This is a genomic window from Halomonas flagellata (genome assembly GCF_022487945.1).
Lineage (GTDB): Bacteria > Pseudomonadota > Gammaproteobacteria > Pseudomonadales > Halomonadaceae > Halomonas > Halomonas flagellata.
In genome coordinates this window covers 1-16185 of sequence record NZ_JAKVPY010000043.1, presented here as the reverse complement: position 1 = coordinate 16185, position 16185 = coordinate 1, and the positions used below count along the sequence as shown (strand labels likewise).

The 16185-nt window shown below is 68.2% G+C and carries 12 protein-coding genes and 1 pseudogene; 6 read left to right on the top strand and 7 right to left on the bottom strand.

What is annotated here, in order from left to right:
• Nucleotides 1-240 precede the first annotated feature (240 nt).
• The 4 genes from MKP05_RS20425 to MKP05_RS20410 are packed head-to-tail and all read right to left on the bottom strand — an operon-like array spanning nucleotide 241 to nucleotide 5994.
• Nucleotides 241-3084: an FAD-binding and (Fe-S)-binding domain-containing protein gene (locus MKP05_RS20425; protein WP_240570006.1), complete on the bottom strand. Its 2844-nt coding sequence runs from the start codon at nucleotides 3082-3084 to the stop codon at nucleotides 241-243.
• On the bottom strand, nucleotides 3081-3761 hold the full coding sequence (locus tag MKP05_RS20420; protein ID WP_240570005.1) for a LutC/YkgG family protein: 681 nt from the start codon (nucleotides 3759-3761) through the stop codon (nucleotides 3081-3083). The genes MKP05_RS20425 and MKP05_RS20420 overlap by 4 nt, the downstream gene beginning before the upstream one ends.
• Nucleotides 3758-5242 (bottom strand): LutB/LldF family L-lactate oxidation iron-sulfur protein, encoded by a 1485-nt coding sequence (locus MKP05_RS20415; protein ID WP_240570004.1) that lies wholly within the window; start codon nucleotides 5240-5242, stop codon nucleotides 3758-3760. Before MKP05_RS20415 ends, MKP05_RS20420 begins: the two co-directional genes overlap by 4 nt.
• Nucleotides 5239-5994, bottom strand: a complete 756-nt coding sequence (locus MKP05_RS20410) for a (Fe-S)-binding protein (RefSeq protein ID WP_240570003.1) — start codon at nucleotides 5992-5994, stop codon at nucleotides 5239-5241. The genes MKP05_RS20415 and MKP05_RS20410 overlap by 4 nt, the downstream gene beginning before the upstream one ends.
• Before the next feature lie 325 nt (nucleotides 5995-6319).
• Between MKP05_RS20410 and MKP05_RS20405 the strand changes: the two genes are divergently transcribed.
• From MKP05_RS20405 to MKP05_RS20395, 3 genes are read left to right on the top strand one after another with little or no spacing between them, the layout of a single operon-like run.
• Entirely contained in the window at nucleotides 6320-7105 is a 786-nt protein-coding gene (locus MKP05_RS20405) for a GntR family transcriptional regulator (protein ID WP_240570002.1), read from the top strand.
• Nucleotides 7102-9027, top strand: a complete 1926-nt coding sequence (locus tag MKP05_RS20400) for a sensor histidine kinase (RefSeq protein ID WP_240570001.1) — start codon at nucleotides 7102-7104, stop codon at nucleotides 9025-9027. Before MKP05_RS20405 ends, MKP05_RS20400 begins: the two co-directional genes overlap by 4 nt.
• Nucleotides 9020-10402: a sigma-54-dependent transcriptional regulator gene (locus tag MKP05_RS20395; RefSeq protein WP_240570000.1), complete on the top strand. Its 1383-nt coding sequence runs from the start codon at nucleotides 9020-9022 to the stop codon at nucleotides 10400-10402. The genes MKP05_RS20400 and MKP05_RS20395 overlap by 8 nt, the downstream gene beginning before the upstream one ends.
• On the opposite strand, the gene MKP05_RS20390 is transcribed toward MKP05_RS20395, so the two are convergent.
• The 3 genes from MKP05_RS20390 to MKP05_RS20380 all read right to left on the bottom strand — a co-directional run bounded on the left by MKP05_RS20390 (nucleotide 10378) and on the right by MKP05_RS20380 (nucleotide 13065).
• Nucleotides 10378-11049, bottom strand: a complete 672-nt coding sequence (locus MKP05_RS20390; RefSeq protein WP_110284057.1) for a metal-dependent hydrolase — start codon at nucleotides 11047-11049, stop codon at nucleotides 10378-10380. The genes MKP05_RS20395 and MKP05_RS20390 overlap by 25 nt on opposite strands.
• Nucleotides 11050-11137: 88 nt before the next feature.
• Nucleotides 11138-11695, bottom strand: coding sequence for a gamma carbonic anhydrase family protein (locus MKP05_RS20385; RefSeq protein ID WP_240569999.1), 558 nt, complete (start codon nucleotides 11693-11695; stop codon nucleotides 11138-11140).
• A 29-nt stretch (nucleotides 11696-11724) separates the two neighbouring features.
• A complete protein-coding gene (locus MKP05_RS20380) occupies nucleotides 11725-13065 on the bottom strand; it encodes a sodium-dependent transporter (RefSeq protein ID WP_240569998.1) in 1341 nt (446 codons plus the stop codon).
• Between the two features lie 151 nt (nucleotides 13066-13216).
• Here MKP05_RS20380 and prlC point away from each other — a divergent pair, with 151 nt between their 5' ends.
• From prlC to MKP05_RS20365, 3 genes and pseudogenes are all read left to right on the top strand, one after another.
• On the top strand, nucleotides 13217-15271 hold the full coding sequence (gene prlC / locus MKP05_RS20375; RefSeq protein WP_240569997.1) for an oligopeptidase A: 2055 nt from the start codon (nucleotides 13217-13219) through the stop codon (nucleotides 15269-15271).
• A gap of 62 nt (nucleotides 15272-15333) precedes the next feature.
• Nucleotides 15334-15579, top strand: coding sequence for a YheV family putative zinc ribbon protein (locus tag MKP05_RS20370; RefSeq protein ID WP_102628187.1), 246 nt, complete (start codon nucleotides 15334-15336; stop codon nucleotides 15577-15579).
• A 455-nt stretch (nucleotides 15580-16034) separates the two neighbouring features.
• Nucleotides 16035-16185, top strand: a pseudogene (locus MKP05_RS20365) (TAXI family TRAP transporter solute-binding subunit); the annotation flags it as partial.

Below are 16185 nucleotides of genomic sequence, written 5' to 3'. Positions count from 1 at the left end.
CGCGCCTGTCAAGTGAGAGCTTTTCGAAAGCTGCGAAAAACCTCATAAATAACAAACACTTCTGCCACTCATCACCGCCTGCAACGTTGCCCGTCGCCGGCAGCGGATGCGTACTTTACGGATTTCCGCGGGCCTCCACAAGGCCTTTTGTAAAAAACTTTCAGGCCGATGACCGAGCCGCGCGAGACAGCCGTCCACAGGCGGTCGGAAGCGAGCGCCTGTGGACGATCGGGCGACTCGTCATCTGGCCTGACTCGCCCGGTCGAGCAGCGACAGGATCGAACGATAGGGGATACCGCCGTGTTGGCTCAGGCCGATCTCGCAGGTGCGCGAATTGGAGTAGCCGGCACTGCACCCCGCCACCTGTTCGGCCAGCCCCTCGAGCGCCGCGGCATTGAGCTCCGGGGTATTGAACCCCTTGTCGCCGGCGAACCCGCAGCAGGTGATCTCCGCCGGCACCACCACGTCGCGTGCACAGGCCTTCGCCAGAGCCTCGAAGCGGTCGGCCAGTCCCATCCGCGTGCTGGAGCAGGTCACGTGGACCGCAACCCGCTCGTCGAGTGGCGTGATCGCCAGCCTCGGCAGCAGATGATCATGGGCAAAGGCCACCGGTTCCAGCAACGTGAGCCGCTCGTCCAGGTGCTCCTGCATCTGCAGGGTACAGGGACTGGTGTCGCTGAGCACCGGATAGCGGCCGTTCTGGCTGGCCACCAGCAGCTCACGGTTGAGCTCCCGCGCCTTGTGCTTCGCTTCGTCGAACTGCCCCTTGGACTGGAAGGCCATGCCGCAGCAGAGATGGCCGATCATCTCCGGCAGGATCACCTCATACCCCGCCTTGTCGAGCAGCGACAGGGTGATCTCCATCACCGAGCGCGACTCCCCGTCGCCGTGGCCGGCGCCAAATACCCGTGTCGCGCAGGACGGCAGGTAGACCACCTTGTCCCTGGCGACGCCGGCAGAGGCCTGGAGCCTGAGCACCCGAATCGGTGCCGCCTTGGGCAGTGCCGGTGTCCACTGGGGTAGGCGGCCACCGCTCAGTCGGCGCGCGCCACCACTGGCCTTGCTCATCAGGCCATTGCCGAACACCGCACGCGCCGCTCCGGCCACGCTCAGGGCAGCTCGCGCCAGTCGCGTCACCCCGGAGAAGTGCCGGCCGACCCGCCGGGCCACGTCGGCCTTGCCGGCATGGCGTTCGCGGCACATCTCGCGCACCAGGTCGCCGGTATTGATGTCCACCGGGCACTGGGTGGCACAGAGGCCATCGGCGGCACAGGTCTCGTCGCCGGCGTAACGGTTATCGCGCCGCAGCGTCTCGAGCCGTTCGGCATCCTGTGCATCGAGCGACGCCCCCAGCGCCTCGAGCCGGGCCATCTCACGGGCGATGACGATACGCTGCCGCGGGGTGAGCGTCAGGTCCTTCGAGGGACAGACATGCTCGCAGAAACCGCACTCGATGCACTTGTCGACGATGGGGTTGGCCGCCGGCAGCGGCTTGAGGTTCTCCAGGTGCAGGGTCGGGTTGCGGCTGAGGATCACCTCGGGGTTAAGCAGGTTCTCCGGGTCGAAGAGCGCCTTGACCTCCCACATCAGGGCATAGGCCTCCGCCCCCCACTCCAGCTCCACGTAGGGCGCCATGTTGCGCCCGGTACCGTGCTCGGCCTTGAGCGAGCCCCCGTATTCGACGCCCACCAGCTGTGCGACCTCATCCATCAATGCCTGGTAGCGCGCTACCTCGCCGGGCTTCTCGAAGCCCTGGGGAAAGACGAAGTGCAGGTTGCCCTCCAGGGCATGACCGAAGAGGATCGCTTCCCGGTAGCCATGCCGATGGAAGGCCTCGGTCAGCGCCAGCACGCCTTCGTCGAGTCGTTCGATGGGGAAGGCGACATCCTCTATGATCACCGTGGTGCCGGTCTCGCGCACCGCCCCCACCGCCGGGAAGAGCCCCTTGCGGAGCTTCCAGTAGAGCGCGTAGGTATCGGCGTCGCGGGTGAAGGCGACCGGCTCCAGGGTCCGGATGCCCTCCAGGGTCGCCTGCACCGCTGCCATGCGAGCCTCGAGCTCGGCAGCGTCGTTGCCGCGCACGTCGACCAGCAGGGCCGCCGCGCCCTCGGGGAGCGTCTTCAATACCTGCGGCATTCCCGCTTTGTCCTGCACCGAGCGCAACGCGGCGCGGTCCATCAGCTCCACGGCCGAGACCGGCGCCTGCTTCAAGGCAATGGTCGCCCGGCAGGTGGTGGCCATGTCGGGAAAGAAGGCCAGCGCCGCCGCCTTCTCGGGCTCGTCGACCACGGTGGCGTAGGTGATGGTGCTGATTAAGCCGAGCGTCCCCTCCGAGCCGATCATCAGGTGCTTGAGGATCTCGATACCGTCGGTGAAGTCCACCAGGCTGTTGAGCGCATAGCCGGTGGTGTTCTTGAGCCGGTACTTGTGGCGAATCTTCTCGGCCAGCGCCTCGTTGGCCCGGGTCTCGGCCGAGAGACGCTCGAGCCCCTCGACCAGCTCGCCATGGGAGCGGCGGAAGGCGGCCACGCTGTCGGGGTCCGCGGTATCCAGCAGGCTGCCATCGGCCAGGATCACGCGGATATCGCGCACCGTGCGATAGCTGTTCTGGGCCGTGCCGCAGCACATGCCCGAGGCGTTGTTGGCGGCGATGCCGCCGATCATGCAACTCGCGATGGAGGCCGGATCCGGGCCGATCTTGCGCCCGAAGGGGGCGAGCAGGGCGTTGGCTCGGGCGCCGATCACGCCGGGCTGCAGGCGGATGGCCCGGCCCTCGTCGAGGGTCTCGTGGTCGCGCCAGCCGCGACCGAGCTGGATCAGCACCGAGTCGGTGACCGCCTGGCCGGAGAGCGAGGTGCCGGCCGCACGAAAGGTCACCGGTAGGCCCCGCGCCCGGCACTCCGCCAGGGTCCGCTGCAGCTCTGGCTCGCTTTCCGGCCGTACCACCAGCTGAGGGATCAGCCGGTAGAAGCTGGCATCGGTGCCATAGGCCAGGGTACGCAGGGGGTCGTCGATCAGCCGCTCGACGGGGATCGTGTCGGCCAGCGCCGCCTTGAGCTCCTGCCATGGGGTCGTGGCCGTCATGCCTCGCCCCCTGCTGCGGTGCCGGCATGTCGCACCAGCACCACCAGCTCGCGAGGACCGTGCACGCCGTAGGCCAGGGTCTGCTCGATGTCCGCGGTCTTGCTCGGCCCGGAGATCAGCAGGGCATTGGTGGGCATGCCGCCGGCCCATCCATGGCGCTCCACCACGTCGAAGAAGGTGTCCTCGAGCGTGTCGGCGTCCAGCACGGCGATATGGATGGGCGGCACCAGGCTGATCAGGCGCGGTTCGTCGGGGGTGGGCCAGAGCCACAGGCTGCCGGTCTCGGCGATGCCGCCAAGGGTCGAGGTCAGGCCGGCATCGACCCGTTCGAACTGCTCGCGCTTCCAGGCCTCGATGTCGCGGTCGACATCGACCAACTCCACCTCGGCATCGACCAGGGCCCGGCGCGCTTCGGCGGCCACCGGATGCTCGCGGCCCAGCGCCAGTCGCTGCACGCCCTTGGCGGTCAGCACATCAACCAGGGCCGTGGTCCAGTCATGCGTGGCGACATGGATCACCTCGCCATGCACCGAAGTGATCCACCGCTCGAAGCGCTCGAGACGTTCCTCGGGGCTCCAGCCGCGGTTCGTCACCACGGCGAAGTCACACTCGGGGGGGGTCAGCGGACCGTCGGCCCGCTCGCGCAGCCGCTTGAGAATGGCGTCGCGGGCACTCATGGGCGTTTCTCCTCTGCGGCCTTGTCGGCCTGGTGACGCTTGGCCTCGTGCTGTTTCACCAGCGCATGCAGGGTGGTGCCGGCCGGCTTCGGTGCGCTGCGATAGTCGGTCCAGGCGCCCAGTCGCGAGGGCGTCAGCGCTCGCAGCTTGCCGGCCATGGAGGTTCCGGCGCGCCAGACTCCCGGGTGGGTGGCCAGCCACTCGAAACCCTTCCATGCCGCGGCCTCCTTGCGGGTGCGCTTGACCCCGGCGCCGGGCACGTTGCCACGCCCCTCGCCCACCGACTCGCGGCGCAGGCGCACCAGCAGGTCGGGGATCGGAATCTTCACCGGACACACCTCGCCGCAGGCCCCGCACAGGCTCGAGGCAGTGGGCAGGTCCTTGGTGTCTTCCAGGCCCATCAGGTGTGGCGACAAAATGCTGCCGATGGGGCCGGGGTAGGTGGTGCCATAGGTATGGCCGCCCACCCGGGTATAAACCGGGCAGTGGTTCATGCAGGCGCCGCAGCGGATGCAGCGCAGGGTGTCGAGCAGCTCGTCGTCCTGGTAGATGCTGGACCGGCCGCTGTCCACCAGGACCAGGTGCACCTCCTGCGGCCCATCGTGCTCTTCGGGTTTTCTGGGCCCCGAGATCATATTGAAGTAGGTGGTGACGTGCTGGCCGGTGGCCGAGCGGGTCAGCAGGGCATAGAGGGGCGGCACGTCGCGCAGGTGTTCGACGACCTTCTCGATGCCGGTCACGGCGATGTGGACCGGCGGCACCGTGGTGGTCATGCGGCCGTTGCCCTCGTTCTCCACCAGGCACAGGGTGCCGGTCTCGGCCACCGCGAAGTTGACCCCGGAGACCCCCACGTCGGCGGCCATGAAGCGCTCGCGCAGCTGCTGCCTGGCCGCCGCGGTCATGGTGTCGACGTCGCGGGTGCGCTCGGTGCCGGTCTTGTCGTGCATGATCTCGGATATCTCATCGGTATTGAGATGGATCGCCGGCATGATGATATGCGAGGGCGTCTGCTCGTTGAGCTGCACCAGGTACTCGCCGAGATCGGACTCCAGCGCCTCGATGCCGGCCTCTTCCAGATGGGCATTGAGGTGCATCTCTTCGGAGACCATCGACTTGCCCTTGATCACCGACCTGGCATCGTGGCTCTCGCACAGCTCGCGGATGATGTGGCACGCCTGGTCACCGTCCTCTGCCCAGTGCACCCGGATGCCGTTGGCCTCACAGTTGGCCTCCAGCTGCTCGAGCAGGTCGGGCAGCTTGGCCAGCGCCCTCAGCCGGATGTTGGCGCCCAGCTCACGCAGGATCTCCAGGTCCCAGTCGCCGAAACTGTCGCGCCGCTTGGTCATCAGGCCATCCATCGCTTTGCGGAAATTGGCACGGATCTGCGGATTGCCCAGGGCATCATGGGCCTGGCGGTGGAACTCGCGGGGGCTGTAGGTTTGTACGGGATGGGTCTGAACCGAATCGCTTTGTACGCTCATGAGGTCCTCCGCCACAGGTAACTGGCGATATGCTCGCCCTTGACCGGCTTCTTCTGATGTGCGAAGCGTCCGCTGATGTTCATCATGCAGCCGCAGTCGGAGGTAACGAAGCGGCGCGCACCGGTGGCCTCGATGGCCTGGGTCTTGTCCTCGACCATGGCGGCGGAGACCTCGGGATGGCGCACCGCGAAGGTGCCACCGAAGCCGCAGCACTCGGCCGCCCGCGCCTGCTCCACCAGCTCGACCTGGCCGAGCTTGGCCAGCAGCGCTGGGCCGGTGTCGGCCAGCCCCATCTCGCGACGGGCACTGCAGGAGGTGTGCATGGCGACCTTCTCGGGCTCGCCACGATCCTCGAGCCTGAGATAACAGACATGCACCAGAAACTCGGTGAGCTCGAAGACCCGACCGGCTACCGCCTTCGCCAGGGCTTCACGCTCGCTGCCGGCGAACAGCTGGGGGTAGTGGGTACGCATCATCCCCCCGCAGGAGCCGGACGGCACCACGATCGGCCAGGGCTCGGGAAAGAGATCGAGCTGTGCTGCCGCCACCGCCCGGGCCTCCTGCTGGTAGCCCGAGGTGTAGGCGGGCTGGCCACAGCAGGTCTGATCCTCGGGGAAGACCACCTCGATGCCCTCCCGCTCCAGAAGACGAATACCATCCAGCCCCGCTTCGGGGTAGAACAGGTCGATCAGACAGGTGCCGAAGAAGTAGACCTTCTCCGGTTTCGACGGGTAACACTTGACCGGCGTCATCGGCAGGATCCTCGACGATGCCAGGGGCCGTGTCCGGCGAAGGCATCGGGATGGTTGTCGTTCAGGCTGGCAAATTGGTAAAACCAATTTACAGCAGCAATGTTGCCGCACCTTAGGAGGCGCCCCTCACAGTGTCAAACCCGGTCCCGGTTTTTTCTCATCCATCGTTGCTATACTTTGGTAGGGCATGACGAATGACGACAGCAACCCCTTGATCATGCTGGCAATTCTGAGTCACCCACTGACCAGGGTAGCTCACCGATATTGGTAATACCAATTAAGTGGCGTTACCATGATGTCCGCTTCATGCTCCCAGGAGGCAACCATGGCCTACCAACCCGTCCGGCAGCCCCGCCTCGCCGACGTGATCACCGAACGCCTCGAGGCCCTGATTCTGGAAGGGAGCCTCAAGCCCGGCCAACGCCTTCCCCCGGAGCGAGAGCTGGCGGAGCGTTTCGGCGTCTCGCGCCCCTCGTTGCGCGAGGCGATCCAGAAGCTGGCCGCCCGCGGCCTGCTGTCGAGCCGTCAGGGCGGCGGCACCTTCGTCACCCAGGAGCTCAACAACAGTTACAGCGATCCGCTGCTGGAGATGCTCGCCCGCCATGGCGAGTTCAACCTGGACCTGCTCGAATTTCGCGACGCCATGGAAGGCATCTCCGCCTACTATGCCGCCCTGCGCTCCACCCCCACCGACAAGGCGATGCTGATCAATCGCTTCGAGGAGCTCGAGGCCTGCTTCCAGGGCCGTGATCCGATGCTCGAGGCCAAGGCCGACGCCGCCTTCCACATGGCCATCGCCGAGGCCGCCCATAACGTGTTGCTGCTGCACACCATCCGCGGCATCTTCCACCTGCTGGAGCGTAGTATCGTCGACAACCTCGCCCACCTGTTCGAGAAGCCCGACTCCCGGCCCCTGCTGATGCAGCAGCACCGGGCCCTGCTCGACGCCATCCTCGAGGGCCGCGCCGAGGACGCCAGGGCCCGGGCCCACGAGCACCTGGTGTTCGTGGAGGAGAACCTGCTGGAACTGGAGCGGGCCGAAACCCGTGCCCAGCGCGCCCTGCGCCGAGCCCAGGGGATGCCGTCCCCGCAGCGGGACCCGGTAAGATGAAGACCCGCACACGGCCTCCGCGGCTCTCCCGGGCCTGGCGGCGCCTGCTGATCCTGCTGGTGCTCCTGGGGCTCGCCCTGAGCATGTGGCAGGCCGCCCAGCTGGCCCGCGAGCAGGCCCTGCTGAGCCTGGTCCGCGAAGCGGAGAACGAGCTCCGCCTCTCGGCGGCGGGGCTCGAGGGCCACCTCTCACGGCATGACTACCTGCCACGGCTGCTGGCATCCCGCGAGGGCGTGCAACGCTTCCTGAGCTCCCCGCGAAGCCAGGATGCCATGCCGCTCAACCGGTTGCTGGATCGCTTCCGCGCCACCGCCGACGTCTCCGACGTCTACCTCCTCGACCGCGACGCCAATACCCTGGCCGCCAGCAACTGGCATCTGCCCAACACCTTCATCGGCCAGAACTATGCCTTCCGCAGCTACTACCAGGACGCCATCGCCGGCGGCCAGGGGCGCTTCTTCGGCCTGGGTGTGCTATCGAGGGAGCGCGGCTATTACTTCTCCGCTCCGGTGTGGCTCGACGATACCTCCCCCGACGCCACCCCCGACGGCGTGATGGTGGTCAAGGTGCTGCTCGACGCCGTCGAGGAAAGCTGGGCCGACCAGGACGCCGAACTGCTGGTCACCGACGAGGACGACATCATCTTCATGGCCAGCCGCCCGGAGCTGCGCATGGCCGCCCTCCACCCGCTCTCGGACGAGGAGCGCCAGGCCCTGCTCGAGACCCGCCGCTACGCCGACGAGCCACTGTCGCCCTCCGGCATCGAGGTCCTCGAGCCCCGCGGCGACCAGAGCCGCCTGGTGAGCTTCTCCCGGGGCCCCCTGGCCGAGGGCAGCTACCTCAGCCTGTCGCGTTCCCTCGAGGAGTTCGGCTGGGAGATGCACATCCTCAAGCCCCTGACCCCGGTGATCCGGGCCCAGTGGCTGTCGGCCCTGCTCGCCGGAGGGCTCTATGGCATCGTCATCCTCGGTGGCGGTATCGGCTGGCAACGCCTGCGCCTGCGTCGCGAGCGGGAACAGTTCGCCGAGCGCGAGCGACGCACCCTGGCCAGCGCCCGGGACGAGCTCGAGCGCAACGTCGAACGTCGTACCCGCGACCTGGTCGAGACCAACCGGCGTCTCTCCGACGAGATCGAGGAGCGCCGCCGTGCCGAGGCCAACCTGCGCCAGACCCGTGACGAGTTGATCCAGGCGGCCAAGCTCGCCGTGCTCGGCCAGCTGGCCGCCGGCATCAACCACGAGCTCAACCAGCCGCTGGCGGCGATCCGCGCCTACGCCGAGAACGCCCGCGCCTTCCTCGAGCGCCAGCGCCTCGAGGCGGCGAGCAGCAACCTGGAGCAGATCATCGAGCTGACCGCCCGCATGGCGGAGATCAGCTCCCAGTTGCGACAATTCTCGCGCAAATGTGGCGACAGCCTGACCGCCGTCTCGGTCCCCTCCTGCTTCGACTACGCCCTGCGGCTCTTCCAGGCCCGGCTGCGCGACGCCGGGGTCGAGGTGGAGCGCCACTGGCCCGAGGGCGACGTCTGGGTGCGGGCCGACCTGGTCCGGCTCGAGCAAGTGCTGGTCAACCTGATCGGCAACGCCCTGCAGGCGATGAGCGAGGCACCCGCCCCGCGGCTGACCCTCTCCATCGACCAGGATGCCGAACGCGTCACCATCGGCGTGGCCGACAACGGCCCCGGCATCGCCGAGGAGAACCTGGCCCGCATCTTCGAGCCGTTCTTCACCACCAAGTCACCGGGCAGCGGCCTGGGGCTCGGGCTGTCGATCTCCGCGCGCATCATCGACGACCTGGGCGGGCGCCTCAGCGCCGGCAACCGCCCTGGCGGTGGCGCCCTGTTCACCATTACCCTGCCCCGCGACAAGGGCGCCCATGGCGCCGACCAGACCCACGACCAGGAGAGCCCTTCCCATGCATGACCAGGCGGCCCCGCCGGTGATGATCATCGATGACGAACCCCACCTGCGCATCACCGCCGGTCAGACCCTGGAGCTGGCCGGCTACGCCCCCGAGCCCCATGCCAGCGCCGAGGCAGCCCTGGCGCGCCTCGCCCCCGACTTCCCCGGCGTGGTGGTCAGCGACATCCGCATGCCCGGCATGGACGGCATGGCGCTGCTGCGCGAGGTGCGAAGCCGCGACCCGGACCTGCCGGTGATCCTGATCACCGGCCACGGCGACATCTCCACCGCCGTGGAGGCGATGCGCGACGGCGCCTGGGACTTCCTCGAGAAGCCCTTCGCCGGCGAGCGGCTGGTGGAGGTGGTGCGGCGCGGCGTCGAGAAACGTCGCCTGAGCCTCGAGAATCGCCGCCTCAAGGCCGAGCTGGAGGCCCAGCAGAACGCCCCGGGGCCCCGCCTGGTCGGCCGCACCGAAACGATGCAGCGCCTCGCCTCGATGGTCCAGCGCATCAGCCAGGTGGAGACCGACGTGCTGCTGTTCGGCGAGACCGGCGCCGGCAAGGACCTGGTGGCCCGCGCCATCCACGAACGCAGCCGTCGCGGTGGCCGCCCCTTCGTCGCCATCAACTGCGGCGCCGTGCCCGAGAGCATCATCGAGTCGGAGCTGTTCGGCCACGAGAAGGGCGCCTTCACCGGCGCCGTGGAGCGTCGCATCGGCAAGTTCGAGCATGCCGAGGGCGGCACCGTCTTCCTCGACGAGATCGAGTCGATGCCGCTGGCGCTGCAGGTCAAGCTGCTGCGGGTGCTGCAGGAACGCTGTGTCGAGCGCCTCGGCTCCAACGTGCCGGTGCCCCTGGACATCCGCGTGATCGCCGCCACCAAGGTCGACCTCAAGGTCGCCGCCGAGGCGGGACGCTTCCGCGAGGACCTCTACTACCGGCTCAACGTCGTCACCCTGCCGATTCCCGCCCTGCGCGAGCGGCGCGAGGACATCCCGCTGCTGTTCCAGCACTTCGCCGTGGTCGCCGCCAACCGCAGTGAGCTGGAGTGCCCGCCGCTGGATGCCGCCGGCATCTCGGCGCTGCTGGCCCACGACTGGCCGGGCAACGTGCGCGAGCTGCGCAACCTGGCCGAGCGTTATGTGCTGCTCGGGGTCACCTGCGACTATCGCCTCGATGCCCTGCTCGAGGGGGTCGAGAGCGACACCGGCGACATGGCCCTGCCCCAGCAGGTCGAGCTGTTCGAGAAAAGCCTGATCAGCCAGTCGCTGGCCCGCCACCGCGGCCGCATCAGCGAGATCTGCGAGCAGCTCGGGCTGCCGCGCAAGACCCTCTACGACAAGCTGAAGAAGTACGGACTCAAGGCCGAGGACTACCGCCAGAGTGCCGAGCCCTGAACGAGCAGCTCGCGCAGCGGCGGCCAGGGCGGCAGCCACGGCACCAGCGCGGCGGCGAGCACCAGCATGAGCACCGCGTTGCCCGGCTCGCGATAGTCGAACAGCTTGAATGCCGTGCCGAAGGAGCGCTTGATGCGTGTACCGACCAGGTCGACGCTGTACAGCTCATCGAGCAGCAGGTGAATCAGCGTGCCCAGGACCAGCGCCAGCCCCTGGGCCCAGGCCAGCCAGGCGCTCTGCGAGAGCCATTGATAACTGGCCGCCGTGGTCGCCAGCCCGCACAGCAACGCTGCCAGCAGCGAATGCCAGATGCCGCGATGCACGGAGAAGCGCTTGAACACCGCGCTCAGTGCATAGCGCACGCCGATATACAGCCCCCCACAGGCGACGACGATGGCCCCCGGGCTGAGCCACTCCTGCAACAGCAGGGCGCCCCCCACCACCGACAGCACGGCGAGCAAGGTGAAGATCAGGCGGATGGCATGGGAGTTGTCGGAATCGATATCCGGCAGTATCCCGCCGAAGGCGGTCAACACGGCCAGGGAGGCGGCTTCGGGGGCCGACAGCGGGGTGGCCTGCCAACCACCGAAACCAAGCAGCACGCCACCGGCCACGGCGACGCCGAGGTGGGTACGAAAATCGGCCATGTGCAGAGACTCGAAGAATACTGGATGAAAATCCAGATTATGCGCAACATGGCCTGAAAAAACAAACAGTTGCCAATTGGCGACAGGCTCAGGCCGACAGGTAGTCGTCCTTGAGCCTGACGTAGTTGCCGGCGGTATAGGGGAAGAAGGCCCGCTCCTGCTCCTTGAGGGGGCGCAGCGCCTTGGCCGGGTTGCCGGCATAGACATGGCCGCTCTCCAGCCGCTTGCCCGGCGTCACCACGGCGCCCGCGGCGATGATCACCTCGTCCTCGACCACCGCGCCGTCCATGACGATGGCGCCCATGCCCACCAGGATGCGGTTACCCAGGGTGCAGCCGTGCAGGATCGCCTTGTGGCCGATGGTCACCTCCTCGCCGATGGTCAGCGAAAAGCCCTCGGGGTTGAAGTCGCTGGCATGGGTGATATGCAGCACGCTGCCGTCCTGCACGCTGGTGCGCGCGCCGATGCGGATGCGGTGCATGTCGCCGCGGATCACCGCCATGGGCCACACCGAGCAGTCGTCGCCCAGCACCACGTCGCCCAGCACCATGCACGCCGGATCGATGTAGACCCGCTCCCCCAGTTGCGGGGTCATCCCCTTCCAGGACCGGATCGTCCCGGCCCGATTCTCGACTGCCTCGCTCATCGCTCACCTCCGGTCGTCAGATACGTGCGTCACAACAGGCCCGCCGCCAATACTACCAGCGTCAGGGGAATCGACACCCAGCGCACCAGGAAGCGCCAGGTGCGGAACCCCGCCGGCCCGGCATCGAGCGCGCGCAGGGCGCTCTGCTCGGGCATCACCCAGGCGGCGAAGATGGCGATCGCGAGCCCGCCGACGGGCAGGAAGATCTCGGTGGGCACCGTGGTCACCAGGTCGAAGAAGTTCATGCCGGCCACCGGTCGCCACTCGGCCAGGGTCGAGAAGGAGAACACCGAGAGCAGTCCCACCAGCCACACCGCCACGCCGATGATCGCCGTGGCGCGGCCACGCTTGATGCCGATGCCCTGCAGGGTGGCGACCATGGGCTCGGCCAGGTTGATCGACGAGGTCCAGGTGGCGAGCAGCAGCAGCAGGAAGAAGACGCTGAGCCACAGCGCCCCCCAGGGCAACTGGGCGAAGGCAACCGGCAGGGTCACGAACATCAGCCCGGGCCCCTCGCCGGGGTCCATGCCCTGGGCGAAGACCACCGAGAAGATCGCGATGCCGGCCAGCAGGGCCACGCCGATGTCCAGCAGGGCCACCGCCCCGGCGGCCCGGGGCAGGCTCTGGTGGTCCGGCATGTAGGCGCCGTAGGCCATCAGCGCACAGGCGCCCACCGCCAGGGTGAAGAAGGCGTGGCCCATGGCGTGCAGCACCACCAGCGGCGTCACCGCCGAGACGTCCGGCATGAACAGCCAGGCCAGCGCCTGGCCGAAGCCGTCGGTGGTGGCGGCATAGCCGGCCAGCAGCAACAGCAGCAGGTAGAGCAGCGGCATCAGCAGGTTGTTGAGTTTCTCCAGCCCCTTGGCGACGCCGGCGGCCACCACCGACATGGTCATGAACAGGAAGAAGGAGTGGTTGAGGGTCATGCGCCCCGGGTCGGCGAGGAAGGCCTCGAAGCCGGCGCCGACCTCGGCCGGGCTGGCGCCGACGAAGGCGCCGTTGACCGACGCGACCAGGAACTCGATGGACCAGCCCGACACCACCGAGTAGAACGACAGGATGCAGAACACCGTGAAGGCGCCGAACAGCCCCAGCCAGCGCCAGTGACCACTGCGCCCGGCCTGGGCCGCCAGGTAGCCGAGCGACTGCATCGGGCTTCTGCGCCCGGCCCGGCCGATCATGATCTCGGCCATCATCACCGGCAGTCCCAGCAGCAGCACGAAGGCCACGTAGAGCAGCAGGAAGATGGCCCCGCCGTTCTCGCCGGTGATGTAGGGGAAGCGCCAGATGTTGCCCAGCCCCACGGCGGCCCCGGTCACGGCCAGAATGAAGGCGCGCCGGGTGGTCCAGCGCTCCAGCGTCTCGTTCATGGTGTCCTCTCGCTCCCCGGGGCCGGCAAAGGCAGCAAGACTAGCAGGCCACTCGAGGGGGACCAAACGCTTCGTGGCCTGGGCGACATTGAAACCCTGGTCGAGTGCCCGCATCTAACGTCACGATCACTCTTCTGCCCCCGAGGTGCGCATGTCCCGCAACCCACTGCTCGAACCCCATCTTCTGCCCCCCTTCGCCGACATCCGCCCCGAGCACGCGGTGCCCGCCATCGAGGAACTGCTGGCGGAGAACCGCGCCGCCATCGAGCGCCTGGTGGCAGAAGCCGAGCAGGGCGAGGGAGCGCCCACCTGGGAGAGCCTGGCCGCCCCGCTGGAGGCGCTCAACGACCGCCTCTCCCGGGCCTGGTCGCCGGTCTCGCACCTCAACGGCACTATGAACAATGAGGCCCTGCGCCAGGCCTACCAGACCTGTCTCGCCAAGCTCTCCGACTACAGCACCTGGCTCAGCCAGCACGAAGGGCTGTTCCGCGCCTGGCAGGCGCTGAAGAATGGGCCCGCCTGGGCCGAGCTCGACGAGGGGCAGCGCCAGGCGGTGGACAACACCCTGCGCGACTTCCGCCTGGCCGGGGTCGACCTGCCGGCCGAGCAGAAGCGGCGCTACGGCGAGATCCGCGCCCGCCTCTCCGAGCTCGGCAACGCCTTCTCCAACCAGCTGCTCGACGCCACCCAGGCCTGGCACCTCGACCTACCCGACGCCAGCCGCCTGGCCGGCCTGCCCGAGAGCGCGCGGGACTTGCTCAAGGCCGGTGCCGAGGCCAAGGGGCTCCCGGGCTACCGCATCACCCTGGACTTCCCCAGCTTCTTCCCGGTGATGACCTATGCCGATGACCGCGAGCTGCGTCGCGAGGTCTACACCGCCTTCGTCACCCGCGCCTCCGACCAGGGCCCCCAGGCGGGGCAGTTCGACAATGCGCCGATCATGGAGGAGACCCTGGCCCTGCGCCATGAGCTGGCCGAGCTGCTGGGCTTCGCCACCTACGCGGACTACTCGCTCGCCACCAAGATGGCCGAGACGCCCCGCGAGGTGCTCGACTTCCTCGAGGACCTGGCCCGACGCGCCGTGCCCCAGGCCCGGGAGGAGTACGCCGAGCTGGAAGCCTACGCCCATGACGAACTGGGCATGAGCGAGCTCGCCCCCTGGGACGTGGGCTACGCCAGCGAGAAGCTGCGCGAGGCGCGCCACGCCATCTCCCAGGAGCAGCTGCGTCCCTATTTTCCGGCCCCCCGGGTGGTCGACGGCCTGTTCCGGGTGGTCGAACGCCTCTACGGCGTGACCTTCGAGGAGGACGCGGATGCCCCGCGCTATCACCCCGACGTGCGCTATTTCCGCATCGTGGAAGACGGGGCGCCCATCGCCGGTTTCTACCTCGACCTCTACGCCCGCGAGGGCAAGCGCGGTGGCGCCTGGATGGACGAGTGCCGGGTGCGCCGCCTGGAACAGGGCGAACTGCAGCTGCCGGTGGCCTACCTGACCTGCAACTTCACCCGCCCGGTGGGCAACAGGCCGGCACTGCTGACCCATGACGAGGTCACCACCCTGTTCCACGAGTTCGGCCATGGCCTGCACCACATGCTGACCCGGCAGACCATCGCCGACATCTCCGGCATCAACGGCGTGGCCTGGGACGCGGTGGAGCTGCCCAGCCAGTTCATGGAGAACTACTGCTGGGAGCGCGAGGGGCTCGACCTGATCGCCGGCCACGTGGAGACCGGCGAGCCGCTGCCGGCCGAGCTCCTCGAGAAGCTGCAGGCGGCCAAGAACTTCCAGTCGGCCATGGGCATGGTGCGCCAGCTGGAGTTCTCGCTGTTCGACTTCCGCCTGCACCACGAGCTCGAGGCCCCTTCCGCCGCCGAGATCCAGGCGCTGCTCGACGCGGTGCGCGACGCCGTCGCCGTGGTGCCTCGCTCCCCCTTCAACCGCTTCCAGAATGGCTTCAGCCATATCTTCGCCGGGGGCTATGCGGCGGGCTACTACAGTTACAAGTGGGCCGAGGTGCTCTCCGCCGATGCCTGGAGCGCCTTCGAGGAGGCCGGGATCTTCGACCCCGAGACCGGGCGGCGCTTCCGCACCGAGATCCTCGAGCGGGGCGGCGCCCGCGACGCCGCCGAGCTGTTCCGCGCCTTCCGCGGCCGCGAGCCCAGCGTCGAGCCGCTGCTGCGCCACAGCGGCATCCGAGCCACCTGAAGCGCCCGCCCCATCGCCACTGCCGCCGGGGTTGCCCCGGCGGCTCGTCATCAGGAGGCCTCATGGCCGTGCAAAAACGCTTTATCGCCGGTGCCATCTGCCCGCGCTGTGCCGAGATGGACCGCATCCGCGCCTGGGAGCAGAACGGTATCCGCTACCGGGAGTGCGTCAGCTGCGACTTCTTCGAGCAGCTGCCGATCGAGGACGAGGCGCTACCCGAACTGGAAACCCGGGTCAGCCGCCCGCGTGACGATCAGACCCGCCAGGACTTCCAGCCGGTGAAGATCCTCGACCCCAAGGGCCGCTGAGCAGGCCGACCCGCGAGTGGCGGCCAGGCCGGCCCCACCCGCCGACTCGAGGCACCGGGCCCTGCCCCGGAGCAGGTGCCCCCGCACCCGGCCGGCTACCGCCGGACCGCGACCTGAACGCCACCGCCAGCATGCCGTCCCCCGCCGGTCGTCTCCCGACACCGGCCTGCCCTCCCCTGTGTGGATTTCCGCACACCCATCCGCCAGCTGCGTGCGGAGTTCCAGCCATCACGCCCTTCCCGTCTTTCGACCTTCGTCGCACACGGCGCCGCCAACCTATTGACAATAAAGAGATTCCCTGGCGGGCGGCCCACCCCTTGCTATAGTTAAAGGCGTTGAATGCAGCACCTTGTCTGGATCGAGGCGGCCCGGGGAGACACCTGCCACACTGTGTTGGCCATGCCCCCTCGTCTGCCGACCGGACGAACAACCACAACCGCAACGGGAGATACGCCATGCGTAATGTCACCACCCAAGTGCTCACCGGCACCCTGGCCGGCGCCCTGCTGGTCGCGGCCTCGGCCCACGCCGACCGCTCCGAATGGCCGGACAACTTCACCGTGGGCACCGCCAGTCAGGGCGGCACCTACTTCGTCTACGGTTCCG

Coding starts and splice junctions, on each gene's coding strand:
- prlC (WP_240569997.1), top strand. CDS start 13,217: ATGTCCCGCAACCCACTGCTCGAACCCCATCTTCTGCCCCCCTTCGCC.
- MKP05_RS20415 (WP_240570004.1), bottom strand. CDS start 5,242: ATGAGCGTACAAAGCGATTCGGTTCAGACCCATCCCGTACAAACCTAC.
- MKP05_RS20385 (WP_240569999.1), bottom strand. CDS start 11,695: ATGAGCGAGGCAGTCGAGAATCGGGCCGGGACGATCCGGTCCTGGAAG.
- MKP05_RS20390 (WP_110284057.1), bottom strand. CDS start 11,049: ATGGCCGATTTTCGTACCCACCTCGGCGTCGCCGTGGCCGGTGGCGTG.
- MKP05_RS20420 (WP_240570005.1), bottom strand. CDS start 3,761: ATGAGTGCCCGCGACGCCATTCTCAAGCGGCTGCGCGAGCGGGCCGAC.
- MKP05_RS20380 (WP_240569998.1), bottom strand. CDS start 13,065: ATGAACGAGACGCTGGAGCGCTGGACCACCCGGCGCGCCTTCATTCTG.
- MKP05_RS20395 (WP_240570000.1), top strand. CDS start 9,020: ATGCATGACCAGGCGGCCCCGCCGGTGATGATCATCGATGACGAACCC.
- MKP05_RS20410 (WP_240570003.1), bottom strand. CDS start 5,994: ATGACGCCGGTCAAGTGTTACCCGTCGAAACCGGAGAAGGTCTACTTC.
- MKP05_RS20425 (WP_240570006.1), bottom strand. CDS start 3,084: ATGACGGCCACGACCCCATGGCAGGAGCTCAAGGCGGCGCTGGCCGAC.
- MKP05_RS20405 (WP_240570002.1), top strand. CDS start 6,320: ATGGCCTACCAACCCGTCCGGCAGCCCCGCCTCGCCGACGTGATCACC.
- MKP05_RS20370 (WP_102628187.1), top strand. CDS start 15,334: ATGGCCGTGCAAAAACGCTTTATCGCCGGTGCCATCTGCCCGCGCTGT.
- MKP05_RS20400 (WP_240570001.1), top strand. CDS start 7,102: ATGAAGACCCGCACACGGCCTCCGCGGCTCTCCCGGGCCTGGCGGCGC.